Raw genomic sequence first — 25,189 nt, 5'->3', positions numbered from 1 at the left:
GACGGCGGCTCACTTTTGAAAAGCGCAAAAGTAAGCAAAACGCTCTTGCCCCACCACTCGGCACCTCGCTCAGGCTCGGTGTGCCCGTAATCCGCCAGTGATTTGGGGGGCCGCCGCCACGCGCCATCCATGGCGCGGGGCGGCTAAACCGGCATCCCTGCCGGTTTACCCCCCAAATCCCTGTCGAATTCCGGCCAGCGTGGTTTAACGGGGCGCCTAAGATCAAAAGCAGATCAAGAGCAATATCAAGAGCGACTCGCTTCGCATCGTGGTTACCGTCTGCTGTTACAACCCACAAAGTTGTGTAGATCCTATGCTGCGATGGCGGTGTTGGATTCACTACCGCTATCGCAGGCAAGCCAGCCGCCACATGGACCGCGTGCATTCGCTAGTCAGGCAGGGCCGCTCGGAATCCAACAGGAGCATCCGGCTCCTGCCGAATCATCCGCTTCATCTTCGCCTCAAACGCCCAGGTCAGGCTCACCGCCGCACACGCCAGACCCAGTGCCAGTCCCCACCAGACGCCGGTTGGCCCCCAGCCCAGGGTGAACGCCATCAACCAGGCCGACGGTGCGCCAATCAGCCAATAGCAACCCAGGCCCACCAGGAAGGTGGTCTTGGCGTCCTTCAAGCCACGGATACAACCCATGGCGATGGTCTGCACGCCGTCGAACAATTCGAACCAGGCGGCGACGGCCAGCAGGCTAACGGCCAGGACGATGACGTCATGGAACGCCGGGTCGTCATGGTCGAGGAACAATCCGATCAGCGGGTCGGAAAACAGCCACAGCACCGCTGCAAACCCCAGCATCACCATGGCGCCGAATCCTATGCCGACCCGCCCGGCCATGCGTGCCATCAGCAACTGCCCGGCGCCGTAGTGCTGGCCGATGCGCATGGTCACCGCGTAGGACATCCCCGCCGGCACCATGAAGGCCACCGAGACAATCTGCAGGGCGATCTGGTGCGCAGCCAACTGCGTGCTGCCCATGGTGCCCATGCACAACGCCGCAAAGGCAAACAACCCGACCTCTACCGCATAGGTGCCGCCAATCGGCAGGCCCAGGCGCCACAGCTCGCGCAGGTAATGGGTATTCAGGCGCAGCAGGCCGGTGCTCAGGGGGTAGGCGGCGTAGGCGCGGTTGCTGCGGATGTACCACATCAATGCCAGCGCCATGCCATTGGCGACGATGGCAGTCACCAGGCCGATGCCCATCAGGCCAAGTTTCGGCAGGCCGAACATACCCTCGATCAACGCGTGGTTGAGCAGGTAGTTGACCACGGTGCCGCACAGGCTGATCACCATCACCGGAGTGGCCTTGCCGATGGCGCTGGTAAAGCCGCGCAGGGCCATGAAGCTCAGGTAGCCGGGCAGGGCAAAGGGCAGGATCGTCAGGAATTGCCCGGCCGCATGCACGTTGGTTTCGGTCTGGCCGAACATCAGCAGCACCGGCTTCAAGCTCCATAACAGCAGCGCCGCCGCCAGGGCCATCAACCACGCCAGCCACAGCCCGGCCTGGGTCAGGCGAGTGGCGCCGTCGATATCGCCCGCGCCATGACGAATGGCGACCAGGGTGCCCACGGCTGCGATCACACCGATGCAGAAGATCGCCACGAACGAATAGCTCGCCGCGCCCAGGCCTCCGCCGGCCAGTGCTTCGGGGCTCAAGCGCGCCATCATCAAGGTGTCGGTCAGCACCATCAGCATGTGCGCCAACTGTGAGGCAATCAACGGCCCCGATAGCCGCAGAATGGCCCAGAGTTCGGTACGTGCCGGATGTTGCATGATCATCACACTCGAATGGTCAGGAAGGTGGGGAAGGGTTGATTCTCGGCGCATTCAGCGCATTGCACAAAAGGATAAAAGCGATCGTTGGCATGATTAAAACTCATGCATGAGCGATTCTGGTAGGGTTTCCAGATTGCGCAGTCGGAGCTTGCAGAATGTCTCGTCGCCTTCCTCCTCTTTACGCCTTGCGGGCATTTGAAGCCGCCTCCCGCCACCACTCCTTTACCCGCGCGGCGGAGGAATTGTCGATTACCCAAAGTGCGATCAGCCGGCATATCCGTACGCTCGAAGATTATTTCGCCTGCCGATTGTTCCAGCGCAGCGGTCGCACGTTGCAGCTCACGGAAGCGGCGCGTTTGTTGCTGCCTGGCGTACGGGAAGGCTTCGCTGCCCTGGAGCGTGCTTGCCATACCTTGAATGCCGAAGATGACATCCTGCGTATGAAGGCGCCGTCTACCTTGACCATGCGCTGGTTGCTGGCGCGGTTGAGTCGCTTCCGCGCATTGCAGCCAGGCAATGAGGTGCAGCTCACAAGTGCGTGGATGAGCATTGATGAAGTGGACTTCAACCAAGAACCGTTCGACTGTGCGGTGTTGCTCAGCAACGGGCACTTTCCGGCGGACTGGGAGGCCAGTTATCTGTTCGCGGAAATGCTGATCCCGGTGGGAGCGCCGAATCTGTTGGACGACGGTCCCTGGGACGTGACGCGGCTGGCAACCGCCGAACTGCTGCACCCGACACCTGACCGCCGCGACTGGCGTTACTGGCTGCAGCGCATGGGGCTGTCGTCTCACGTTTCACTCAAGGGTGGGCAGGTGTTCGACACGCTTGAGCTGGGCATGATCGCCGCCGCCCGAGGCTATGGCGTCTCCATGGGTGATTTGCTGATGGTGGCCGAAGACGTGGCGCAGGCACGCTTGAGCTTGCCGTGGCCTACGGCGGTCGCCAGTGGGGAAAGCTACTACCTGGTGTGGCCGAAAACCCGCCCCGGCGGAGAGCGTTTGCGACGGCTGGCCGAATTTCTTCAAGGTGAAGTCAAGGCGATGGAATTGCCCCAGGTCGAACGCCTCGATTGAGTGGGGCGTTAGTGCAATCGTTTGCGGGATACCCCTGTGATTCGCTCAAGTATTGCCAAATTCCGCCGAAGAAGGGTGTTGGAACCCTCGTGCATCAACGTTTCCCACTCGATAATTTGCCGAGCAGCGCTATGAGATCAGGATGATCCTGGCCTCGGCCAGGAGCTGTCATGTCTCAACCTCGTGCCCGGATTGCCTCCCAGTTAGGCCTTGCACTCGCCGTGATTCTGGCTGTCGTCATCAGCGGCAGTACGGTCTTTGCCCTGCGTACCCTCGACTCCGCCAACCTCGCCACCCGCGAGGAACACTTGGCCAGCGAGGCGCGTTTGCTCGCCGACCAACTCAACACCTTCCACAGCACGTTGCGCGAAAGCACCCAGCGTTTGAGCGGGCTGTTTGAAAAGCGCTTCGGCGCCGGCTTGAGTGTGCGTGCGGACCAGCCCGTGGCCGTGGCCGGCGTGCAGACGCCGAGCCTCTACCTGGGCAACGAGGTGCTGAACAACAACTTCGAAGAAGTGGATGAGTTCAAGCAGATGTCCGGTGGCGTGGCCACGGTGTTCGTGCGCAGCGGCGACGACTTTATCCGCGTCAGCACCTCCCTGACCAAACAGGATGGCAATCGCGCCATTGGCACCGTGCTCGACCGTCAGGGCGCGGCCTACCAGCGCGTTGTGAGCGGCCAGACCTACATCGGCCGTGCCGTGTTGTTCGACCGCTCCTACATGACCCAATACAGCCCCGTACGTGACAGCAATGGGCAGGTCATCGCCGTGCTGTTCATCGGTTTCGATTACACCGATGCCCAGAACGCCCAGTTTGAAAACCTCAAGCGCTTCCGCATCGGCCAGACCGGCTCCCTCGCGCTGCTGGATGAGCAAAAGCACTGGCTGGTGCCGCCGGCTGGCGTGCAAGCGCCGGATCAGGCGATTGCGGTGATGCTCGACCTGGCGAAAAAGCCGGGTGCAGGCCATTTCTGGAGCGACAAGAACGAAGATTTCTATAGCGTCTCGGTGCCGTTCGAAGGCGGCCCTTGGGCGGTGGTAGCGAGCATGCCCAAGGCTGAGATTCGTGCAGTGACTTGGGAAGTCGGCATCCGCCTGGTGATCGGCAGTGTGCTGGCGATGTTGCTGGCAGTGGGCGCCACGGTGTGGCTGTTGCGCAGCAAGCTGGCGCCATTGAGCGAACTGGTGCGCCAGGCCCAGGCCTTGGGCGCGGGCGATTTGAGCGCGCGTCTCAACGTGTCCAGCCATGACGAAATCGGCCAGCTGGCGCGCAGTTTCAACCAGATGGGTGAAGCGCTGTCGACCATGGTGTCGCATATCCGTACCGCCGCTGAACAGGTCAACAGTCGCGCCCAGGCGCTGTCGGGCTTGTCCGGTGGGGCCTACGAAGGCATGGAACAGCAGTCCGGCGAGATCACCAGCATGGCCGGTGCGGTTGAAGAGTTCAGCGCTACCTCGCTGAATATCGCCGACAACATGGGTAATACCGAGCGCCTGGCTCAAGAGAATGCCCAGCAAACCCGTATCGGCCGCACCTCGATGCAAGAGGCGTCATCGTCCCTGGAGCATATCGCCACTGCACTGAACAGCACCGCGGCAGTGATCAACACCCTGGGCCAGCGTTCCCAGGAAATCGGCGGGATTGTCGGCGTGATTACCGCCATCGCTGAACAGACCAACCTGCTTGCGCTCAACGCCGCCATCGAAGCCGCCCGCGCCGGTGAGCAAGGCCGTGGTTTTGCCGTGGTCGCCGACGAAGTGCGCAACCTGGCTTCGCGCACCCGCCAGGCCACCGATGAAATCTCCGGCATGATTCAGAGCATCCAGCAGGAAACCGGCAACGCCATCAGCACCATGGAACACGGCAATGCGCTGATGCAGGAAGGCCTGAAGCGCAACGCCGACGTGGCCTCGGCCCTGGCGCGTATCGACGAGCAAAGCCGCTCGGCCGGCCAGCAATTTGCTGCGATCACCACCGCCACCCAGGAACAGAGCAGCACCGCGACCTTGCTCAGCAGTAACCTGCAGAGCATTGCGCTGGCCAACAGCGAGCAACGGGAAGTGGTTTCCAACCTGGCGGTTACCGCCAAGGAACTGGAGACCTTGGCGGCAGGTTTGCGCCATGAGGTGGATCGGTTTCGTTGAGGCTCAGGGTTCTCCAAGCCCTGGGTCTACGCGCTTGCCAATGTCCTTGAGCCGCGCCAGTTGGTCGACCATGCCTGGCGCTTCGTCCAGGCTGGTGACGAAGGTCCACAGATAGGTCATGACGGCGTAGATGTGGCCGGCCTTGACCGCTGGGGACATGGCCAATTGGCTGATCGCAACCACGAACAGTAAGGCCGCGGTCATGCCGATAAACAGGAACGCCGCAGCCTCGCGGTCTGACAGCCAGATGCGTAAGCGCGACAGCACCTGGTAGTGGCGTCGCAGGGTCGGCGCGCCGACCTTTTCGACCAGGCCGATTTCTTTTTCCAGGCGGTTGTTCAGACGTTCGTGCAGCGCCTGATTGCGCTGGGCAAAACGTGGCAACAAGGTGCTGCACAGCAACAGGGCAGCCAGGCACGCCATGCCTACCCATGGCTCAATCACGATCAGCATCACTGCCGCGCCCACAATCGACACCAACGCCGTGGCGATGATAGGCACGTGCTTTTCAAAGAAGTCGACAAACTCCCGAGCAAGTACCACCCGTGCCGCCGATTTCGAGGTGCTGTGGTTCTGCTGGCGCTGGTTGAGAATGACCGGCACCGCAAGGTCTGCGTAGATGCGCGTGAACGTGCGTGTGTCCAGCGCCCGTCGCGCGGCCCCGACGGCCCAGAACGCCATGACCACGGCGGCATAGAGCAACGCACTGGTGGTATCGCCACGGATAATCGAATCCACCGCGAACCCGGCAAACAGTGGGTAAGCCAACAACAGTGCGTTCTCCAGCGCCACCAGCGACAAGGTGCAAGACAGCTTGCCGGGATAGGCTCTGGCAATAGCCTTGAGGGTTTGGCTGGCAGACTGTTGGCCGATTTTCTTGCTTTCTTCGATCAGAATTTGTGGCGTGACGGATGTCATGGGTGCACCAGATGAGTAATAGACGCTATTATTGAGCGACTGCTCAAGTATCTTTGAGCGATCGCTCAAAAAGCAAGCGCCGCTTATCTGCTCGTGCTCGAAGGAATTGCTCATGTCGCGTATCGACCGTAAAGACCAGATCATCGCCGCCGCCCTGGAGCTGTTTCGCAGCAAGGGGTTCGCCGATGTATCCACCCGTGACCTCGCCGAACATGCCGGCTTGTCGCGCAGTCATGTCTATCACTACTTCAGCGACTGGAATGAACTGCGTCGCGAAGCTTTTGTGCGCTTTGCCAATGAGCAACTGGATGAAGTGCGCGGGCCGTTGGCCGATGCGCCTCCGCTGGAGGCGCTCGTGGGTTTTTTGCGCGACTGCCTGCCCAGCACCGCTGATGCCGGCTGGGCGCTGTGGCTCGACGCCTGGGACGAGGCCATGCACGACGCGCCAATGGCTCAGGCTTATCTGGTGATCAACGCCCAATGGCAAAGCATGCTTGCCGAGGTGATCGAGCGGGGCGTTGCCGATGGCGTCTTTCGCTGCGAGTCGTCTCAACGCGCTGCACGGCAGATCTTCGCCCTGGCGATGGGCTATGCCGATGACCTGATGCTCAAGCCTTCCGCAGAGTCCGCAGAAGCGGTGCTGCAAGAAGTGCTGGAAGTGGCGAGGCTGCTGCTGGATTTTGCCTGACAAGTGCTAGCCATTTGCGGCTGGTCGGTACTGCAAGGCCTCCGCCAAATGATGGCGGGCGATGCCTTCCACTTGCTCAAGGTCCGCCAGGGTGCGAGCCACCTTGAGCAATCGATGGGCTGCGCGCAGGGATAATGTCAGCCGTTCACATGCGCTTTCCAGCCAGCTTTCATCGGCTTTGGCCAACTGGCAGTGTTCGCGCAGCCGTGGCAGATCGAGGAATGCATTGGCACAACCCTGGCGCTGGTGCTGGCGTTCACGGGCTTGCGCCACTTGAGCGGACGCATGCGCGGTGGTGTCACCGGCTTGCTGGGCTGGGCTCAGCGCAGTGACCTCCCGCGCGACTGTCAGGTGCAAATCAATCCGGTCCAGCAGCGGCCCGGAGAGCTTGTTGCGATAGCGCTGAACCTGTTCCGGCGTACACCGACAACGCCCGCTGGGTTCGCCCATGTAGCCGCAAGGGCAGGGGTTCATCGCTGCGACCAGTTGAAAGCGCGCTGGGAAGCTCACACGGTCTCGGGCTCGGGAGATCACGATATGCCCCGACTCCAATGGCTCGCGCAGCACCTCCAGTACCTTGCGGTCAAACTCTGGCAGTTCATCCAGGAACAACACACCGTGATGGGCCAGGGTGATTTCCCCCGGTTGTGGCTTCGAGCCGCCACCCACCAGCGCCGGCCCGGATGCCGAGTGGTGCGGCTGGCGAAACGGGCGGTTTGGCCAATGGCTCAGCGGTGCCAGGCTGACCACGGATTGGATTGCGGCCACTTCCAGCGCTTCCTGCTCGCTCAACGGCGGCAGCAAGCCCGGTAGCCGGCTGGCCAATAAAGTCTTGCCGGTACCCGGTGGCCCGCTGAACAACAGGTTATGCGCGCCCGCCGCCGCGATCAGCAATGCTCGCTTGGCCGCGAGTTGGCCCTGCACTTCACTCAGGTCTGGGTAAGGCTTGTTTAAGTACAGCAAACCGTCGGACCTGTAGGGCTCAATCGGCACGTGCCCATTCAGGTGCGCCACCACTTGCAGCAGATGGTCCACCGCAATCACTTTGAGCCCCGACGCCAAGCACGCTTCCTCTGCATTGGCGCGCGGCACTATCACAGTGCGCCCGGCCTTGCGCGCCGCCAGTGCGGCCGGCAACACCCCCTTCACCGCACGCACCTCGCCGGACAGCGCCAATTCTCCAAGGCATTCCACGTCATCGAGCATCAACGCCGGCACTTGCACACTGGCTGCCAGGATGCCCAGGGCAATCGCCAGATCAAAACGCCCGCCGTCCTTGGGCAGGTCGGCGGGCGCGAGATTCAGAGTGATGCGGCGGGCCGGGTATTGCAGCGCCGAGTTGAGGATGGCACTGCGCACGCGGTCCTTGCTTTCCTTCACTGCGGTTTCGGGCAAACCCACCAGGGTGAGAGACGGCAGGCCATTGGCCATATGTACTTCGACAGTGACGGCGGGCGCTTCTACACCGACCTGGGCGCGGCTGTGGACGATGGCGAGGGACATGCTCGTTCCTTGAATGGGAGGGCCGCTTCCTGCGGTTTTTTCAAGGGTAGACGAGGTGGGATGGAGCGGGGCGGGGGAGGTTTTACAGAACGTATCCACCGTAGGAGCGAGCTTGCTCGCGAAAAGCGTCAACGATAACGCGTAAAGCCAGAATAAACGCGGCGCCCTTGAGATTTTCGCGAGCAAGCTCGCTCCTACAGGTATGCCGATTTATTCCTGATTTGGCGCCAACCGGGCTTCAAGCTCAGCCACCTTCGCCTCCAGGCTCTCCAGCCGCGCACGTGTGCGGGCCAGCACTACCATCTGGCTGTCAAACTCTTCCCGGCTGACCAGGTCGAGCTTGCTGAAGCCACTCTGTAGCAAAGCCTTGAACTGGCTTTCGATTTCATTGCGGGGCAGCGGGGTGTCGCCGCTGAACAGGCGAGAGGCGTGGCCGCTCAGGGCGTCGAGGAAGTCTTTGGGCGCGAGCATTGGACATATTCCGGAAAACAGTTGGCCGGCAGTGTATCACGCAGCGTCTATAGTCATTTTCACGCCCCGCTGTGCACGGTTTTCGCGCATCGGGGCGGGCGCCAGCGCACTGTTTTGATGCGCATTGCGGCCGCGCAGGCGCCCCGTAGATGGGCACAAGCGGGCAAAGGATTGATTTCGGTGGTTTTTACGGAGCTGGCAAGGTTTCTGCTTAGACGATCATGACCCATGCACTGATGCAGTCGCTGTGACGAATGCAGTGCGCCGACGGATCCGGGGTACAGGGCTCGTCACCAGTGGTTCGCTGGCGTCGCGACGGCAAATGCCGAGGCGACGATGCGTTACAAAGCCAGGCACTGCGCTTAGACTTGAGACGGGTTTGTTTTCCTGGGGCAAGTCCACCAAATTCGGGAGAGAGTTTTCATGAAGCTAGTCACTGCCATCATCAAGCCGTTCAAGTTGGACGATGTACGCGAGTCACTGTCCGAGATCGGCGTGCAGGGCATTACCGTTACTGAGGTCAAGGGCTTCGGTCGGCAGAAGGGTCATACCGAGCTGTATCGCGGCGCGGAATATGTGGTCGATTTCCTGCCGAAGGTGAAGATCGATGTCGCCATTGACGACAAGGATCTTGACCGGGTTATCGAGGCGATAACCAAGGCGGCCAACACCGGCAAGATCGGTGACGGCAAGATCTTCGTGGTCAATCTGGAACAGGCTATTCGCATCCGTACCGGCGAAACCGATACCGACGCAATCTAAGCCGCCAAACCCCAACGCCCCAGGAGAAAACAATATGACTCTGCGTAAATTCGCAGGGCTCGGAGCCCTGCTGTCCATCGTAATGCCAAGCCTGGCCATGGCGGCAGATGAAGTGGCTGCTCCAGTCCTCAATTCCGGCGACACCGCCTGGATGCTCACTGCCACCGCGCTGGTGCTGTTCATGACCATCCCTGGCCTGGCGCTGTTCTACGGCGGCATGGTCCGCTCCAAGAACATTCTGTCGGTGATGATGCAGTGTTTCGCCATCACTGGCCTGATCAGCATCCTCTGGGTCGTCTACGGTTACAGCATCGCGTTCGATACCACCGGTATGGAACAAGGCGTGGTCAACTTCAATTCCTTCTTCGGCGGCATGGGCAAGGCGTTCCTGGCGGGTGTCACCCCGGCCAGTATCACCGGGCCGGCGGCGCTGTTTCCGGAAGCCGTGTTCATCACCTTCCAGATGACCTTTGCCATCATTACTCCGGCGCTGATCGTCGGTGCTTTCGCTGAACGTATGAAGTTCTCCGCGATGCTGATCTTCATGGCTATCTGGTTCACCCTGGTCTATGCGCCGATTGCGCACATGGTCTGGAGCGGCAATGGCGGCCTGATGTGGGACTGGGGCGTGCTGGACTTCGCTGGCGGCACCGTCGTGCACATCAACGCGGGTGTGGCTGGCCTGGTGGCGTGTATCGTGCTCGGTAAGCGCAAAGGCTTCCCGACCACCCCGATGGCCCCGCATAACCTGGGCTATACCCTGATGGGCGCGGCCATGCTGTGGATCGGCTGGTTTGGCTTCAACGCCGGTTCCGCCGCGGCGGCCAACGGTACCGCGGGCATGGCGATGCTGGTAACTCAGATCGCTACCGCAGCTGCGGCCCTGGGCTGGATGTTTGCCGAGTGGATCACCCACGGCAAGCCCAGCGCACTGGGTATCGCCTCGGGTGTGGTCGCCGGCCTGGTCGCCGTGACGCCAGCGGCTGGCACCGTGGGCCCGATGGGCGCCCTGGTGATTGGCCTGGTTGCCGGTGTGGTGTGCTTCTTCTGCGCGACCAGCCTCAAGCGCAAGCTGGGTTATGACGACTCCCTGGACGCTTTCGGCGTGCACGGTATCGGCGGCATCGTCGGTGCGATCCTTACCGGTGTGTTCGCAGCTCCTGCTCTGGGCGGCTTCGGCACCGTGACCGACATCGCGGCCCAGGTCTGGATCCAGTGCAAAGGCGTGGGCTTCACCGTGATCTACACGGCGATCGTGACCTACGTCATCCTCAAGGTGCTCGACATGGTCATGGGCCTGCGTGTCACCGAAGAAGAAGAGGCGGTTGGCCTCGACCTGGCGCAACACAACGAGCGCGGCTACAACTTGTAACTACGCGAAAAAAACATGCCCGGCTTGCCGGGCATTTTTTTGCCTGGCGTTTGTCTGTGGCTAAAGGTGTGTGGGTTTTTGTCGACTTTGTGATGGGATCCACACAGCACTTTTAAGGGTGCAAATGTCTTACAGGCATGAAGGCGTATTAGGCACTTTGTTTTTTCCCAGAGCGCGCTAGAATGCGCGCCGATGGGCGGAGAACTGTATGTGGCAACAGACCCTGATTACCCTGCGGGCCAAGCCCCGGGGCTTTCACTTGGTAACGGACGAGTTGCTTGCCGGCTTGCCTGAATTGAAGGCGTGCCGTGTGGGCCTGTTGCATCTGTGGCTGCAGCACACCTCGGCCTCGTTGACCGTCAACGAGAATGCCGACCCGGCGGTTCGCCGTGACTTCGAGCGTTTTTTCAACCTGCTGGTGCCACAAGGTCGCGCAGGGTTTGAACATAACGACGAAGGTCCGGATGATCTGCCGGCGCACTTCAAGGCCAGTCTGCTGGGCTGCCAGCTGAGTTTGCCGGTCAAGGCCGGCCGCTTGGCGATAGGGACCTGGCAAGGTGTTTATCTGGGCGAGCACCGTGATCATGGCGGTGCTCGTAAAGTCCTCGCCACCTTGCATGGTGAAGGGGCATAAGCCACTGGTGATCCAGTGGATGTTGATTTTTTTCCGGCAACCTCGACAGAGGGTGAAGCTGGGCTATAACTAATCTGCTTTTCGCAAGTCATGAGGTAGAACATGAGCGACGATGATCTGGAACAAGACGACCTCGAAGTAGGTGATGAAGACGACACCGAAGAAGGTCTTGAAGTAGCGGCCGAAGACGTTGCTGACGACGCCGATGACAGTGTGGGCGACGACGCGGCTCCCAAAGCCAAAGGCAAAGCCAAGGCGGCTGTTTCGGTAGACGAGTTGCCGAGCGTTGAAGCCAAGAACAAAGAGCGCGATGCCCTGGCCCGTGCGATGGAAGAGTTCCTCGCTAAAGGCGGCAAAGTGCAGGAAGTCGAGGCCAACGTGGTGGCTGATCCACCGAAGAAGCCGGATAACAAGTACGGCAGCCGACCTATCTGAGGTCTGCATCCTGCTTGTAAGAAAAAGCCCGCCGTCGCTGCGGGCTTTTTCATGCCTGGAGCAATTTACCGGTTTGCTGCAATACCCTGTGGGAGCTGGCTTGCCTGCGATAGCGGTCTATCTGCGAGCCCTGTGTTAATTGGCCCACCGCTATCGCAGGCAAGCCAGCTCCCACATTGGGGTCAGTGTTAGCTCCAGCGACTCAGCAGTGGCGGTAACTCCGTCAGGCTGCGAATCTGCGCATCCGGGCGCTTGTCACCCTCCCAGGCCTTGCCCGTGGGGTTGAACCACACCGCCCGCAGTCCCGCCTGCTGCGCGCCGGCGATGTCATCCCCAGGATGATCGCCCACATGCACTGCCGCGCTGGCGTCCACACCGCCACGTTGCAGTGCTTCATGAAACAGCCGTGCATCCGGCTTGGCGATGCCGATATCTTCAGCGCGCAGGGCAAAGTGAAAGTAGTCCGCCAGGCCCACACGCTGCACATCGGCATTGCCATTGGTGATCACACCGAGCAGGAAGTGCTGGCGCAGCGCGTTGAGCATCGGCTCGGCTTCCGGAAACACGGTGAGTTGGTGGCGTGCGAGGATGAACGCTTCGAAGCAGACATCCGCCATCTCTGTGGCCTCAGGCTGGGGATAACCGGCTTCCTCGAACGCATGCATCAACACGCGATGACGCAGCAGGCTGATACGGTGTTTGAGTTCGGGATGACGCTGCAGCACCTGCTGGCGCAGGCTGGCAAAATGCTCAAGGGGCAGGTCGCCGACCTTGGACGCGTGGGTCACCAGCCATTCGCGCATCGACGCTTCGGCGCTGATGATGACGGGTACGTTGTCCCAGAGGGTGTCGTCCAGGTCGAAGGTGATCAGCTTGATACTCATGAGTCGCCGCCCTTGATGCGTTTGGCCCGTGGATGGGCGCTGTCGTACACCGTTGCCAGGTGCTGGAAGTCGAGGTGGGTGTAGATTTGCGTGGTCTTGATATCCGAGTGCCCGAGCAGCTCCTGCACGGCGCGCAGGTCCTGGGAGGATTCGAGCAGGTGGCTGGCAAAGGAATGACGCAGCATGTGCGGGTGCAGATTCTGCCCCAGCTCGCGCTCGCCGGCAGCCTTGACCCGCAGTTGAATCGCCCGCGGCCCCAGGCGCCGGCCTTGCTGGCTGACAAACACGGCGTCGTCTGCCGGGTTGGTCAAGAGACGTAGCGGCAGCCATAGCTGCAAGGCTTCGCGGGCTTTCCTGCCCACGGGCAGTACGCGGGTCTTGCTGCCTTTGCCGAGCACTTGCACCAAGCCATCGGCGAGGTCCAGCTGATCAAGGTTCAGGCCCGTCAGCTCCGACAGGCGCAGGCCCGAGGAATAGAACAGCTCGAGGATTGCCTGGTCGCGATGAGCCAGGAAGTCATCCTCGACGGCACCGTCGAGCAATTGCAGGGCGCGGTCTGTGTCCAGGGTCTTGGGCAGGCGCCGTTCGCCTTTGGGCGGTGACAGGCCATTGGCCGGGTCGTGGTCGCACAGGCCTTCGCGATTGAGGTAGTGATAGAGGCCGCGCACCGCCGATAGCAGGCGAGACAGGCTGCGGGAGGATTGGCCCTGCTGGTGCAACCGGGCGATCAGGCTGCGCAGGGCCTGGATGTCCAGGGCCTTCCAACTGCTGACGTGCTGTTTTTCGCAATAGGCCAGGACCTTGTTCAAGTCCCGCCGATAAGCTTCCAGCGTGTGGGACGACACCTGGCGCTCATTGCGCAGGTGAGCGCAGTAAGCGTCCAGTTGCCGCTCCATGATCAGCGCACCGCGCGCAGGGTGGTGGTGTGGCGTGGCAGGACGCGGCCCAGTACCTCGGCGATATAGGTCAGGAACAACGTGCCCACCGAGCTTTTGTAGTGCGCCGGGTCACGGCTGGCGATGGCCAGTACCCCGTGCAAGCCTTGATGGCTGAGGGCGATAACGGCCGTAGAGCCGATCTGCTTGCGCTGTTCGGCGCCAAACAGGAAGTCCAGCTCATGCTCGCGCAAGGTGCCGCTGACGGTCTTGCCTTCGGACAGCAGGCCGCCGATGGCCGTCTGCGCCTCGCCACCTGTGACCCAGCGGCCCACCGGCATCGGGTTGTCGCTGAACAGGATCAGGCTGACGAAGGGCACCTGGAAATCCTCACGCAGGCTGTCTTCCACGGCGATCACCGTTTCTTCCAGGCTGGTGGCATCCATCAGGGTCAGAATCAGGCGGCGCGTCTTGTCGAACAAGCGGTCGTTGTCGCGGGCCACGTCCATCAGATGAGAGAGCCGATGGCGCATTTCAATGTTGCGCTCGCGCAGGATCTTCATCTGCCGCTCCACCAGCGACACGGTATCGCCGCGCTGGTGGGGGATGCGCAGGGCCGGCAGCAGTTCTTCGTGCTCGACGAAGAAGTCCGGATTAGCCTCAAGGTACGCCGCGACAGCAGCGGCCTCCAGGCTTTCACTCGGGGTAGCGTGTGCGGGTACTTGAGGCTTATCGGTCATTAGCTTGGCTCACTCATAGACGGACCTGTCCTTCGTATACACGCGTGGCTGGCCCGGTCATCATCACCGGGTGGCCAGGGCCTGCCCACTCGATGGACAAACGTCCGCCGGGCAGGTCGATCAACAGTGGCGAATCCATCCACCCCTGGCTGATCGCGGCCACGGCAGCGGCGCAAGCACCGGTGCCGCAAGCCTGGGTTTCGCCGGCGCCGCGTTCCCATACGCGCAATTGCGCACGGTTACGGTCGATCACCTGCAGGAAGCCCACATTGACCCGTGCCGGAAAGCGCGGGTGATGTTCGATCTTCGGCCCCAGTTCATGCACGGGGGCGTTATTGATGTCGGTCACCCGCAGCACCGCATGGGGGTTGCCCATGGACACGGCGGCGATCTCCACGGTTTTGCCATCCACATCCAGCGGGTAACTGAGGGCCTGCTCGGTGGCCTGGAACGGAATATCCGCCGGCACCAGGCGTGGCGCGCCCATGTTGACGCTGATCTGGCCATCATTGCGGATGTCCAGTTCGATCACGCCGCCCTTGGTTTCGACGCGAATCTGGCGTTTGGCAGTCAGGCGTTTGTCGAGCACAAAGCGCGCAAAGCAGCGCGCGCCGTTGCCGCACTGTTCCACTTCGGAACCGTCGGAGTTGAAGATCCGGTAACGGAAATCCACCTCCGGGTTACTCGGCGCCTCGACCAGCAGCAACTGGTCGAAACCGATCCCGGTGTGGCGATCGCCCCACTGTTTGGCGTGCTTGGGCAGGATGTGCGCGTGCTGGCTGACCAGGTCGAGGACCATGAAATCATTACCCAGCCCGTGCATCTTGGTAAAACGCAGCAGCATGGCTTACTCCGGCAGCAGGCTTTCGCCAGCATACAACTCGGCTACCGTCTCGCGGCGACGCACTTCAAATGCTTGATCACCGTCCACCAGCACCTCGGCGGTGCGCCCGCGGGTGTTGTAGTTGGAACTCATGACAAACCCGTAGGCACCGGCCGAATGCACGGCCAGCAGATCACCTTCTTCAAGCGCCAACTCACGATCCTTGGCGAGAAAGTCGCCGGTCTCGCAGATGGGCCCGACGATGTCATAGGCGCGGGAGTCGCTTGTGCGCGGCGTCACGGCGGTGACATCCATCCAGGCCTGGTACAGCGCCGGGCGGATCAGGTCGTTCATCGCCGCATCGACGATGGCGAAATCCTTGTGCTCGGTGTGCTTGAGGTACTCGACCTGGGTCAGCAGCACGCCAGCGTTGGCGACGATGTAGCGGCCTGGCTCGAACATCAGCGTCAGGTCGCGGCCTTCGATGCGTTCGCGCACGGCCTGGATATAGTCGGCAATCAGCGGCGGCTCTTCATCGCGATAACGCACGCCCACGCCACCACCGAGGTCGATGTGGTGCAGGTAGATGCCACACTCGCCCAGGCGGTCGATCAAGGCCAGCAGGCGGTCGAGGGCATCCAGGAACGGTGGCAGGGTGGTCAGTTGCGAGCCGATATGGCAGTCGACACCCAGCACTTCCAGGTTCGGCAGTTGGGCGGCGCGGATGTACACGTCCTCGGCGTCGGCGATGGCAATGCCGAACTTGTTCTCTTTGAGACCGGTGGAGATGTACGGGTGGGTGCCGGCGTCGACATCCGGATTGACGCGCAGTGAGATCGGCGCACGCACGCCCATCTCGGCGGCGACCATTTGCAAGCGTTCCAGCTCGTCGGTGGATTCGACGTTGAAGCAATGCACGCCGACTTCCAGGGCGCGGCGCATGTCTTCGCGGCTCTTGCCGACGCCGGAGAAGACGATTTTGTCCGCCTGGCCGCCGGCGGCCAGTACGCGTTCCAGCTCGCCACGGGACACGATGTCAAAACCAGCGCCAAGACGCGCCAGGACATTGAGTACACCCAGGTTGGAGTTGGCCTTGACTGCGTAGCACACCAGGTGCGGCACGCCGTCTAGGGCGTCGGTGAACGAGCGGTATTGAGCTTCGATATGCGCACGCGAGTACACATAGGTCGGGGTGCCGAAGCGCTGGGCAATCGCGGACAAGGCCACGCCTTCCGCGAACAGCTCGCCGTCCCGGTAGTTAAAAGCGTCCATAAGGTTCCCTTAACTTAGTAGGTGTCGTGCTTATGGGCTTTTGACGGCTTTTGCGACGATTGCGCCTGTTCGTTTGGATCTTTGCTGTCATCCGGCAGGTACAACGGGCCTTTCTGGCCACAGGCACTAACGAGGCAAGCGACCGCGACGAGCGCAGCAAGGGAAGAGATCAGGCGCTTCATGGCGAAATCCTTGAATATGCATTAATTGCGCCCGAGTATACCGACCACCCGCCAGCTTGCCTATGCGCCGCACCACCCGTCCGGCGGGGGTTTGCCGAGACGGTAGGGAAGCAGGCTACGATGCCTGGGGATATTTCGTACCGTCATCCGTGATGAAATCAGTATCCTTTGCAATCGGCGAAGCTCGCCCGTATCGTGCGGCGCTTGAGCAAAACCAGACACTTTTGAGGTTGCCACAATGAGTTTGACCGAAGCCCGTTTTCACGACCTGGTGGATGCTACCCAGCAGGGGCTGGAAGATATTTTCGACGATAGCGGCCTGGATGTGGATCTGGAAAACTCGGCCGGTGTGCTGACCGTCAAGTTCGAGACTGGCCAGCAATTGATCTTCAGTCGCCAGGAGCCGCTGCGTCAGTTGTGGCTGGCGGCGCGCTCCGGTGGCGTTCACTTCGACTACGACGAAGAAAGCGGCAAATGGCAGTGCGACAAGAGTGAAGAGTTGCTGGGTGAGATGCTCATGCGCCTGGTTCAGGAATACGCCGGCGTCGAGCTGGATTTCGACGAGATCTGATGGTGAGTGAGCCTGTAGCCGTACGCCCGCCCAAGCCGCTGTTCAGCAATGTCAGCCCGGCGGTGCCGTCACCTTGTATCAGTTTGTGTCGCCTGGACGAGCAAAAAGTCTGCCTGGGTTGCTTGCGCCACGTGGAAGACATCCGGGAATGGCGTTCTGCCGACGATGCCAGGCGTCGCGTGATCTGCACTGAGGCCGAGCTGCGCAGGCGCCACAGCTGAGGCCATCTTGTTTATTTGTGTCGCTGTGGTAGTGTCCGGATACGCCTCCATTCATTGAGGTCCGTGAGAACCCCGCCTTTTCCTGGCGGGGTTTTGCTTTTCTGTGGAGAAAAAAGGAGTCCGCCTGAATCATGACCACCGCACCGTCCATCATTCTTACCCGTCTTGACGTGCAGCGTCTGGAGCAACTGATCGACCGCTTGGGCGACGAGTTTCCCGGCGCCCGAGCGTTGCAAGCCGAACTCGACCGCGCCGAAGACGTGGTTGGTCACGATGAAGTGCCTGCGGGTGTCGTGACCATGAATTCCAGCGTGCATTGCCGTGAACAAAGCAGCGGCAAGGACTATCACCTGACGCTGGTCTACCCCAAGGATGCGAACGCAGACGAAGGCAAGATTTCGATCATGGCGCCCGTGGGCAGCGCATTGCTTGGCCTGCAAGTGGGCCAGCACATCGACTGGCCGGCGCCAGGCGGCAAGACCCTTAAGCTGGAATTGCTCAGCGTCGAAGGCCAGCCCAAAGATGGCGGCGCCTTCCCGCTCTAAACCTGATCCAAGGCCGCATTGAGCGACTGTTCCAGTTCGGCTTTATAGCGCAGGTACAGATTGCTTGGGCTTTGCACATCACCGAGCAGTCCCGACAGATCCAGATCAGTGATATAGCAGCGGTAACGCTCGGTTTCCCGACGTTGCCCGACGATCTCCCGGGCGACCACTGCAAACAGCTGGTCGCCAAATTCCAGTTCGGAAAACTCCCGCTGATTACAGTACAGGGTGATCCCTACCTGGCCTGGCGCGCCTTTACCGATGATGGCCTGCACGTCATAAAACGCCTTGTTGGCCGGGTCTTGCGGGGCCGGCCGTGGCTCCACACCCCGCGCCCGGCCGTTGCCCGATGGCAACAGTTGGTAGTACAGGATCTGTACCTCGCCCGCGGGTTGCTGGGTGTCCAGAGACGCTAGCGCTTCCCGGCGGTACAGGATCGATTGCACAAAGCGTTGCAGCGGGGCCAAGAGGCTTTGCTCATCATGAAACGGCAAGCGCTGTTGCCAGAGCGCGTTGAATTCGTCGAGCACATAGACGTCGGCGAAGCCTTCATTGACCCGGTAGAACACCTGCACACACTCGGCTTGGCCCATGGGCAGCAGCAGCGCCAGGTCGTGGTCTTCCAAGGCCATGGCGTCCAGGTGCCACGGGCTGTAGCTGGCCAGCTCCTCGCTGAGGTAGGCGATCAGCGCGTCCTGAGTCGGCAGTGATACATGGGTGGCTTGGCCCGGTACCAGTTCCATGACGTGATAATGCTGCTGCACCTGGAGCAGGTAGCGATGATTGCCCTGGCCGAGCAGCAGATGCTGCGCGGTGTCGAATACCTCTTCCACCCGCTGGGCAATGAACTGTGCCCGGTTGTGACAAAAACAACGCACTCGCAGGCGTGGCAGATGGTTTGATGGCAGTTGGTTGAGGTAGTCGCGCAGGCAGTCGAGCAGGGCGTGTGGGCCGTCATAGCGGCTGACCATCACCTCGTTCCAGCTGTTGAGTGTGACTTGGTCCAGGGTCAGCACCAGGTTGTCGCGTACGCCGGCATAGCTCAGGGAGTCGGTGCGCTCCGTGGTCATCAGGATATTCAGGTCGCGATGATGCTTGAGCGGGTCAACCCCGACGTTGATCAGCAGCAGCACCTCTTCTGGCACTGCCGGTCGCAGCAAGCGGACCTCGTCGACACTGGACAGGGGCAGGGTGATGGTCTGTTGCAGGCTGCCCAGCAGGTTGAACAGCTCGAACTCGGTCATGTCGCTGGTGCCGGGGTGCAGCGCCAGGCGGGTGCTGCTGTCGATCACGCCGTTGCGATGGCACCAGGTGAGCATTTCCAGCAGGTCGCGGCTGCGTTTGATCGGTGCAAAGTGTTCCCATTCGAGAGCGGTAAGGTTGCCGTTATACAGGCCCCAATGGTGTTGGCCCGGCTCCTTGCGGTTGGGCGACTGCACCAGGGTCAAGGTATCTTCGGCCAGGTCTGGGGCGATGCCGGGGTTGATGAACTCGACCTTGCCGGCCTTGCGCTCGAACGCCGCGTACAAGCGGCGGCCCAGTACATTGAGTTCGCGCTTATTGACCGCGCTTGCGGTCTGTTCGCTGCGGGTGAACTGGGTGAGGAAGCGGTAGCTGTAGTTCAACTCATTGACTAGGGCGCGGCGCTCGGAGGCGACCTGGCGCACTTTCCATTGGCTGCGGCTGTCCAGCAGGGCCAGTTGGCGCGTGTCCCAACCCCATTCATGCGCCAGGCGTTCCAGCAGCTGCCGTTGCCAACCGGCGGTGCGCTGGCCGGCGCTGAGCTTGCGGTTGACCTTCAGGTACAGGCTGCGCCGCACCAGTTCCAGGCGCTCCAGCTCGTTGCGGGCCTTGAGGTATTCCTCGATACGGCGGTAGACCATGATGTACGGATCCAGCTCATCCAGGTCTACCTGATGGCTGAACACCGCCTGTTTGAAGCGCAGGCTCAGGCAGTGCACGTTCGGGTGTTCGCTGGCGTAGACCTCAGTCAGCAGCAGCTTGAGCACCGACTTGTAGGGCGACTCGATGCCCTTGAACAGTTGCCACAGCCCGGCACCAATAAACTCCCCCGGAGGAATATGAGCCAGATGGCCGAGGTCGAGGGTTTCATCGGCGCGAATAAAACGCTTGGATACCAGAGTGTGAGTAAATTCGGCGTAGCGGCTTTCTTCGTAGACCGGCACCAGCCACCAGATGGGCGTGCGCCCGGCCAGCCAGATCGCGGTGCGATAGAACTCATCCAACAGCAGGTAGTGCTGGGTGGTGCCGCAGTCGTCGGAGCTCAGTTGCGTATCGCGATCACCCAACACAAAGCGCGTCGGGTCGATCAGGAAGAAATGCGCCTCGGCGCCCATGCCCAAGGCCCAGGCTTCCAGCAGTTGGCACTTTTTGCGCAGCTCGGCCAGCTCGGTTTCGCTCAGGTCGGGAGCGTGGCACACCCACACGTCCATGTCGCTTTGGTCGGCCTGTGCCAGCGTGCCAAGGCTGCCCATCAGGAACAAACCGTGGATCGGCCGAGGCGGGTTGCCGTGGCGGGGTTTATAGGAGAACGAGCGGGTCAGGCGCTGGGCATCGGCCAGGACCTGGGCGTCCGGTTCGAAATTCGACAGCCCGGCCGGCGTGCTGCTAGAGACATAGCCCGGCAAGAGCGGGTGATTGACGTGGAAAAACAGCGGCAACAAGGCCAGCACGCTTTGCTGGCGCGGCGTCAGCCCCTCGACGGCCCGGGCCATGCGGCCTTGATTGAGGGTCATGAAACGCGCGCGCAGTTGGGTCAGCACCTTGCGGTCGATGCCTTCGTCCAGATCGGGGCGGATTTCATGGGTGCGGGTCATGTCGAACTCGTTGGCTCGCAGGGCCCGACGCGGGCGGCCATGCAGGAGTTTACAGACAGTAGAGTAGGAGTTTTAGAGGGAAATGGCTCTTTGGCGTCAGAATTCTGTATGCGGCGCAGCAATGCCCGCGGAATCCGCAGGCGGCGGACTCCATGGGCGGTAATCAGGTATCAGGCGGCTTCTTTGGTGCTGGCAGTGGTGAGGATGGTCAGCAGGGTTTGGGCTTGCTCGGCAGCGTCCCGGCCAAGGCTTGTCAGGTAGCCCCCGTCCGGTTGGTCGATCAGCCCTTTGGCATGGAGGCGCTTGGCAGCGGCGATGGCAGTAGGGGCGGCAGTCTGATGGACTTTCAAGCCTTCCTTGGTGCTGTCCAAGGGGAAGAGTACAAGGATTTCCAGTTCGGCAACCAACTCAGGGGTATACGACATAAGGACTCCAGACTTTCTAAAATTTATTAGAGGCTAGCAGGCCATAAGGTGAACGCACTTTGCCGAACTGTCCAGCGTGTTGCTGCGTGCCGGGGTTATTCCTTTTCCGGCGGCAGCTCGGGCAGTGCCCGCAGTGCCGTTTCATACCACTCGGTATTGAAGGCGCGGTCCTCGTCCAGCATGGCGTCGATCTCGAACGCCAGCACGTGAGCCATCAGATTGAGGATATCTTCGCGCTCGTAACCCACCAGGGTCAGTTTGTTGAACGTAGCCTTGGCCGCTGGCGGGTTATCGCTCTCGATCTGGTTCTCGATGGCTTCGATCAGCGTGGTCTCGGTAAATTCTTCTTCGTCGTTGTCGATATCGGTCGGCTCGCTCATGGCAGGCTCCTCAAGGAAAGGGCGTCAGTCTACCCCCATTCAGGTGGGTGATGCTGCTGGTCAGGGTGCCCCCCGAGGATCTATAACTCTTGCAGCCAACCCCACACCCGGCCTGGAGGCTTTGCGATGCTCAAGCTTTACGGATTTTCGGTCAGCAACTACTACAACATGGTGAAACTGGCGCTGCTGGAGAAAGGGCTGCCTTTCGAAGAGGTACCTTTTTATGCCGGGCAATCCCCCGAGGCCTTGGCGGTAAGCCCGCGAGGCAAAGTGCCGGTGCTGGGTGTGAAGCAGGGGTTCATCAACGAAACCAGCGTCATCCTCGAATACCTCGAGCACACCCAGGAAGGCCCTGCGCTACTGCCCGCCGACCCGTTTGCGCGGGCTCAGGTGCTGGCGCTGGGCCGTGAGATCGAGCTGTACATCGAACTGCCTGCGCGGGCGTGTTACGCCGAGGCTTTCTTTGGCATGACGGTGCCGGAGGCGATCAAGGAGAAATCCAAGGCCGAGCTGCTGCTTGGGATCGGTACGTTAGGTCGGCACGGTAAGTTCGCGCCTTATGTGGCGGGGGAGAATTTCACGATTGCGGATTTGTATTTCATGTACAGCCTGAACCTGGCCTGCGGCGTGGGCGAGAAGCTGTTTGGGCTGGACCTGCTGGTGCAGTTGCCGCAGGCGAAGGCGTTGTTGACGCGCCTGAATGAGATGCCCAATGCGCAGAAGGTAGAGGCGGACAGGCAGGCGGCGATGCCGGCATTCATGGCGATGGTTGCGGCCAAGAAATAACCAATGTGGGAGGGGGCTTGCTCCCGAAGGCGGTGGGTCAGCTAAGATTTTCTTGTCTGATCCACCGCCTTCGGGAGCAAGCCCCCTCCCACAATTTTAGCGGCTTGCGAGCAATGCCTTGCCGCGCACGACCGCTGCTTTGACCTGTGCCGGCGCAGTACCGCCCACATGGTTACGGGCGTTCACCGAGCCTTCCAGGGTCAGCACGGCAAACACATCCTGCTCGATCTGGTCGCTGAACTGGCGCAGTTCTTCCAGGCTCATTTCCGCCAGGTCCTTGCCGGTGTCCACGCCATATTTCACCGCGTGGCCGACGATTTCGTGGCAGTCACGGAACGGCAGGCCGCGCCGTACCAGGTAATCCGCCAGGTCGGTCGCGGTGGAGAACCCTCGCAGTGCCGCTTCACGCATGATCGCGTGCTTGGGCTTGATCGCCGGGATCATGTCGGCAAAGGCACGCAGCGAGTCGCGCAATGTGTCGGCGGCGTCGAACAGCGGTTCCTTGTCTTCCTGATTGTCCTTGTTGTAGGCCAGGGGTTGGCCTTTCATCAGGGTCAGCAGGCCCATCAGTGCGCCAAATACCCGGCCGCTCTTGCCACGTACCAGCTCTGGCACGTCGGGATTTTTCTTTTGCGGCATGATCGAGCTGCCGGTGCAGAAGCGGTCCGGCAGGTCGATGAACTGGAATTGCGCGCTGGTCCATAGCACCAGCTCTTCGGAGAAGCGCGACAGGTGCATCATCGCGATGCTGGCGGCGGCGCAGAATTCGATGGCGAAGTCACGGTCTGACACGCCGTCCAGGGAGTTGCCGCCCACGGCGTCAAAGCCCAGCAGCTGTGCGGTGTATTCACGGTCGATCGGGTAGGTGGTGCCGGCCAGTGCAGCGCTGCCCAGCGGCATACGGTTGGCGCGCTTGCGGCAGTCGACCAGGCGCTCGTAGTCGCGGCTGAGCATCTCGAACCAGGCCAACAGGTGGTGGCCGAAGGTCACGGGTTGTGCGGTCTGCAGGTGGGTGAAGCCGGGCATGATGGTGTCCGATTCACGCTCGGCCTGCTCCAGCAAGCCTTTTTGCAGGCGGGTGATTTCGCCCAGGATCAGGTCGATCTCATCGCGCAGCCACAGGCGGATATCGGTGGCGACCTGGTCGTTACGGCTACGGCCGGTGTGCAGTTTTTTGCCGGTCACGCCGATGCGATCAGTGAGGCGTGCCTCGATGTTCATGTGCACGTCTTCGAGGTCGACGCGCCAGTCGAACGTCCCTGCCTCGATCTCACCGCGGATGGTGGTCAGGCCGTCGATGATGCTGTCACGCTCGGCGTCGGTCAGCACGCCGACCTTGGCCAGCATCGTGGCGTGGGCGATGGAGCCCATGATGTCGTGGCGGTACAGGCGTTGATCGAAGGTGACGGAGGCGGTGAAGCGCGCGACGAAGGCGTCGACGGGTTCACTGAAGCGGCCGCCCCAGGACTGGTTGGTCTTGTCGGTGCTCATGGATTCGCTCGTGATCTGCTTAAAAGAGGCATGAAGGTGTGCCGGCGATCATAACAGGGTTGCCCGTGGAGGCGGTGCTGCGGGTGGTCGGCAATTTTATTTGTGTAAGAGATGGCTAAGTGCCTTGCCGCCGACCGCATCCGGGACGAGACTGGTGACAGGTACTTATTGAAACGATATTTGACGATTGAGCAATGTCGCCTCAGTGAGCGTCTACAGTTGGACTGATAGTTTGTGAATGCACCAAAGTCGGGTGATGCGGTCATAACCAGACTATCCATTAAACAGGGGGGTATTCGGATTGTTTATCAGTGAACCCTACGACGATGCCCGAAGGCAGCGGGTCTTGGGCGCTATTGAACAGGTCCGGGTAAATTTGGGTGCCATTCTCAGGGCACTTTTTGCCGCTCGCGCTAGTCTTAGCGTGGATCGCTGTGACGTCAGTCACCGCACCTGTCTACGCTATCCTTGTGCGAGACTCACGCAGGAATCCAGCGCAATATGAATGTCCTGATCGTTGATGACGAACCCCAAGCCCGCGAGCGACTGAGCCGTCTGGTCAGTGAACTCGAGGGTTATACAGTCCTTGAACCGAGTGCCACCAGTGGCGAGGAGGCGTTGACGCTGATCGACAGCCACAAGCCGGATGTAGTGCTGCTCGATATCCGCATGCCGGGCTTTGATGGCCTGCAGGTCGCCGCCCGCTTGAGCGAACGCGAATCGCCGCCTGCCGTGGTGTTGTGTGCGGCGCAGGATGAGTTTTCTGCACAAACGCTGGAAGACAGCGGTGTCAGTTTTCTCGTCAAGCCGGCCACTGCCGAAGCCTTGCTCAAAGCCTTGAAAAAAGCCGAGCGTCCCAGCCGCGCCCAACTGGCTGCCTTGACGCAGCCGGCTGCGCAAAGTGGTAACGGCCCACGCAGCCATATCAGTGCGCGTACCCGCAAGGGCATCGAGCTGATCCCACTCGGCCAGGTGGTCTACTTTATTGCCGACCACAAATACGTGACCTTGCGCCACGAGACCGGTGAAGTGTTGCTCGATGAGCCGCTCAAGGCCCTTGAAGACGAGTTTGGCGAGCGTTTCGTGCGCATCCATCGCAACGCGCTGGTCGCCCGTGAACGCATCGAGCGCCTGCAGCGCACGCCGCTGGGGCACTTTCAGCTATTCCTGAAGGGGCTCAATGGCGATGCGTTGATCGTCAGCCGACGCCATGTCGCCGGCGTGCGCAAGATGATGCAGCAGCTTTAGCCCAAGGGCTGCGGCGCGGTCTGCATTCCTTATCCCGGTGCGACGTGGCCAGGGAGGCCCCGCACTGCTGATTCAAATCAAAGCGTATTTGCCTGAGCTGTTATTATCCGCCGT

At 61.1% G+C, this 25,189-nt stretch carries 26 protein-coding genes; 12 read left to right on the top strand and 14 right to left on the bottom strand.

The window, feature by feature from the left end:
* Positions 1–388: 388 nt before the first annotated feature.
* Complete coding sequence (locus BUE92_RS21460; RefSeq protein ID WP_073526157.1) at positions 389–1,792, bottom strand: NorM family multidrug efflux MATE transporter; 1,404 nt, start codon at positions 1,790–1,792, stop codon at positions 389–391.
* A gap of 152 nt (positions 1,793–1,944) precedes the next feature.
* On the opposite strand from BUE92_RS21460, the gene BUE92_RS21455 reads away from it, so the two are divergent.
* Both BUE92_RS21455 and BUE92_RS21450 read left to right on the top strand, forming a co-directional pair.
* On the top strand, positions 1,945–2,865 hold the full coding sequence (locus BUE92_RS21455; RefSeq protein ID WP_073526156.1) for a LysR substrate-binding domain-containing protein: 921 nt from the start codon (positions 1,945–1,947) through the stop codon (positions 2,863–2,865).
* Between the two features lie 170 nt (positions 2,866–3,035).
* A complete protein-coding gene (locus tag BUE92_RS21450; protein ID WP_073526154.1) occupies positions 3,036–5,012 on the top strand; it encodes a methyl-accepting chemotaxis protein in 1,977 nt (658 codons plus the stop codon).
* A gap of 3 nt (positions 5,013–5,015) precedes the next feature.
* Here the strand turns inward: BUE92_RS21450 and BUE92_RS21445 are convergent, their stop codons facing one another.
* Positions 5,016–5,930: an ABC transporter six-transmembrane domain-containing protein gene (locus tag BUE92_RS21445; protein WP_178380734.1), complete on the bottom strand. Its 915-nt coding sequence runs from the start codon at positions 5,928–5,930 to the stop codon at positions 5,016–5,018.
* Positions 5,931–6,042: 112 nt separating this feature from the next.
* Here BUE92_RS21445 and BUE92_RS21440 point away from each other — a divergent pair, with 112 nt between their 5' ends.
* A complete protein-coding gene (locus tag BUE92_RS21440) occupies positions 6,043–6,618 on the top strand; it encodes a TetR/AcrR family transcriptional regulator (RefSeq protein WP_073526152.1) in 576 nt (191 codons plus the stop codon).
* A gap of 6 nt (positions 6,619–6,624) precedes the next feature.
* Here the strand turns inward: BUE92_RS21440 and BUE92_RS21435 are convergent, their stop codons facing one another.
* Together BUE92_RS21435 and BUE92_RS21430 are read right to left on the bottom strand one after the other, a co-directional pair.
* Positions 6,625–8,121 (bottom strand): YifB family Mg chelatase-like AAA ATPase, encoded by a 1,497-nt coding sequence (locus tag BUE92_RS21435; RefSeq protein ID WP_073526150.1) that lies wholly within the window; start codon positions 8,119–8,121, stop codon positions 6,625–6,627.
* Positions 8,122–8,331: 210 nt separating this feature from the next.
* A complete protein-coding gene (locus tag BUE92_RS21430) occupies positions 8,332–8,592 on the bottom strand; it encodes an accessory factor UbiK family protein (protein ID WP_073526148.1) in 261 nt (86 codons plus the stop codon).
* A gap of 423 nt (positions 8,593–9,015) precedes the next feature.
* Here BUE92_RS21430 and glnK point away from each other — a divergent pair, with 423 nt between their 5' ends.
* The 4 genes from glnK to sutA all read left to right on the top strand — a co-directional run bounded on the left by glnK (position 9,016) and on the right by sutA (position 11,795).
* On the top strand, positions 9,016–9,354 hold the full coding sequence (glnK, locus tag BUE92_RS21425) for a P-II family nitrogen regulator (protein ID WP_002555808.1): 339 nt from the start codon (positions 9,016–9,018) through the stop codon (positions 9,352–9,354).
* A gap of 34 nt (positions 9,355–9,388) precedes the next feature.
* Entirely contained in the window at positions 9,389–10,726 is a 1,338-nt protein-coding gene (locus tag BUE92_RS21420) for an ammonium transporter (protein WP_073526147.1), read from the top strand.
* A gap of 208 nt (positions 10,727–10,934) precedes the next feature.
* On the top strand, positions 10,935–11,360 hold the full coding sequence (locus BUE92_RS21415; RefSeq protein ID WP_003195429.1) for a secondary thiamine-phosphate synthase enzyme YjbQ: 426 nt from the start codon (positions 10,935–10,937) through the stop codon (positions 11,358–11,360).
* 102 nt (positions 11,361–11,462) lie between these two features.
* Entirely contained in the window at positions 11,463–11,795 is a 333-nt protein-coding gene (gene sutA / locus BUE92_RS21410) for a transcriptional regulator SutA (protein ID WP_073526145.1), read from the top strand.
* Positions 11,796–11,983: 188 nt separating this feature from the next.
* On the opposite strand, the gene BUE92_RS21405 is transcribed toward sutA, so the two are convergent.
* The 6 genes from BUE92_RS21405 to lptM are packed head-to-tail and all read right to left on the bottom strand — an operon-like array spanning position 11,984 to position 16,571.
* Positions 11,984–12,679, bottom strand: coding sequence for an HAD family hydrolase (locus tag BUE92_RS21405; RefSeq protein WP_073526143.1), 696 nt, complete (start codon positions 12,677–12,679; stop codon positions 11,984–11,986).
* Complete coding sequence (xerC, locus tag BUE92_RS21400) at positions 12,676–13,575, bottom strand: tyrosine recombinase XerC (RefSeq protein WP_014720459.1); 900 nt, start codon at positions 13,573–13,575, stop codon at positions 12,676–12,678. The genes BUE92_RS21405 and xerC overlap by 4 nt, the downstream gene beginning before the upstream one ends.
* 2 nt (positions 13,576–13,577) lie before the next feature.
* A complete protein-coding gene (locus BUE92_RS21395) occupies positions 13,578–14,294 on the bottom strand; it encodes a DUF484 family protein (RefSeq protein ID WP_014720458.1) in 717 nt (238 codons plus the stop codon).
* 13 nt (positions 14,295–14,307) lie between these two features.
* Positions 14,308–15,138: a diaminopimelate epimerase gene (gene dapF / locus BUE92_RS21390; protein ID WP_073526141.1), complete on the bottom strand. Its 831-nt coding sequence runs from the start codon at positions 15,136–15,138 to the stop codon at positions 14,308–14,310.
* A 3-nt stretch (positions 15,139–15,141) separates the two neighbouring features.
* Entirely contained in the window at positions 15,142–16,389 is a 1,248-nt protein-coding gene (gene lysA / locus BUE92_RS21385; protein ID WP_073526140.1) for a diaminopimelate decarboxylase, read from the bottom strand.
* A 14-nt stretch (positions 16,390–16,403) separates the two neighbouring features.
* Positions 16,404–16,571 (bottom strand): LPS translocon maturation chaperone LptM, encoded by a 168-nt coding sequence (gene lptM, locus BUE92_RS21380; RefSeq protein ID WP_003195417.1) that lies wholly within the window; start codon positions 16,569–16,571, stop codon positions 16,404–16,406.
* Positions 16,572–16,809: 238 nt separating this feature from the next.
* On the opposite strand from lptM, the gene cyaY reads away from it, so the two are divergent.
* From cyaY to rnk, 3 genes are all read left to right on the top strand, one after another.
* A complete protein-coding gene (gene cyaY / locus BUE92_RS21370) occupies positions 16,810–17,142 on the top strand; it encodes an iron donor protein CyaY (RefSeq protein ID WP_073526138.1) in 333 nt (110 codons plus the stop codon).
* Positions 17,142–17,363: a DUF1289 domain-containing protein gene (locus BUE92_RS21365; RefSeq protein ID WP_371915195.1), complete on the top strand. Its 222-nt coding sequence runs from the start codon at positions 17,142–17,144 to the stop codon at positions 17,361–17,363. Before cyaY ends, BUE92_RS21365 begins: the two co-directional genes overlap by 1 nt.
* A gap of 131 nt (positions 17,364–17,494) precedes the next feature.
* The gene (gene rnk, locus BUE92_RS21360) at positions 17,495–17,908 is read left to right on the top strand and encodes a nucleoside diphosphate kinase regulator (protein WP_073526136.1); all 414 of its coding nucleotides are present in this window, start codon (positions 17,495–17,497) and stop codon (positions 17,906–17,908) included.
* On the opposite strand, the gene BUE92_RS21355 is transcribed toward rnk, so the two are convergent.
* The 3 genes from BUE92_RS21355 to BUE92_RS21345 form a co-directional block, all read right to left on the bottom strand.
* Positions 17,905–20,745 carry a class I adenylate cyclase gene (locus BUE92_RS21355; RefSeq protein ID WP_073526134.1) on the bottom strand — a complete coding sequence of 947 codons (2,841 nt, stop codon included), beginning with the start codon at positions 20,743–20,745 and terminating at the stop codon, positions 17,905–17,907. The two genes, rnk and BUE92_RS21355, sit on opposite strands and share 4 nt — an antisense overlap.
* A gap of 170 nt (positions 20,746–20,915) precedes the next feature.
* A complete protein-coding gene (locus BUE92_RS21350) occupies positions 20,916–21,170 on the bottom strand; it encodes a TIGR02647 family protein (protein WP_003195403.1) in 255 nt (84 codons plus the stop codon).
* 95 nt (positions 21,171–21,265) lie between these two features.
* Positions 21,266–21,550, bottom strand: a complete 285-nt coding sequence (locus BUE92_RS21345; protein ID WP_073526132.1) for a hypothetical protein — start codon at positions 21,548–21,550, stop codon at positions 21,266–21,268.
* Positions 21,551–21,676: 126 nt separating this feature from the next.
* Between BUE92_RS21345 and BUE92_RS21340 the strand changes: the two genes are divergently transcribed.
* Positions 21,677–22,336: a glutathione S-transferase family protein gene (locus BUE92_RS21340; protein WP_073526130.1), complete on the top strand. Its 660-nt coding sequence runs from the start codon at positions 21,677–21,679 to the stop codon at positions 22,334–22,336.
* A gap of 96 nt (positions 22,337–22,432) precedes the next feature.
* Here BUE92_RS21340 and argH read toward each other — a convergent pair whose 3' ends face one another.
* Complete coding sequence (gene argH / locus BUE92_RS21335) at positions 22,433–23,827, bottom strand: argininosuccinate lyase (protein WP_054896011.1); 1,395 nt, start codon at positions 23,825–23,827, stop codon at positions 22,433–22,435.
* Between the two features lie 501 nt (positions 23,828–24,328).
* Between argH and BUE92_RS21330 the strand changes: the two genes are divergently transcribed.
* The gene (locus tag BUE92_RS21330) at positions 24,329–25,075 is read left to right on the top strand and encodes a LytR/AlgR family response regulator transcription factor (RefSeq protein ID WP_034134045.1); all 747 of its coding nucleotides are present in this window, start codon (positions 24,329–24,331) and stop codon (positions 25,073–25,075) included.
* Positions 25,076–25,189: the final 114 nt, after the last annotated feature.

Source organism: Pseudomonas fluorescens (assembly GCF_001902145.1).
Classification (GTDB): domain Bacteria; phylum Pseudomonadota; class Gammaproteobacteria; order Pseudomonadales; family Pseudomonadaceae; genus Aquipseudomonas; species Aquipseudomonas fluorescens_BV.
The sequence above is the reverse complement of the archived record's forward strand: the minus strand, read 5'-3'. Positions and strand labels throughout refer to the sequence as shown.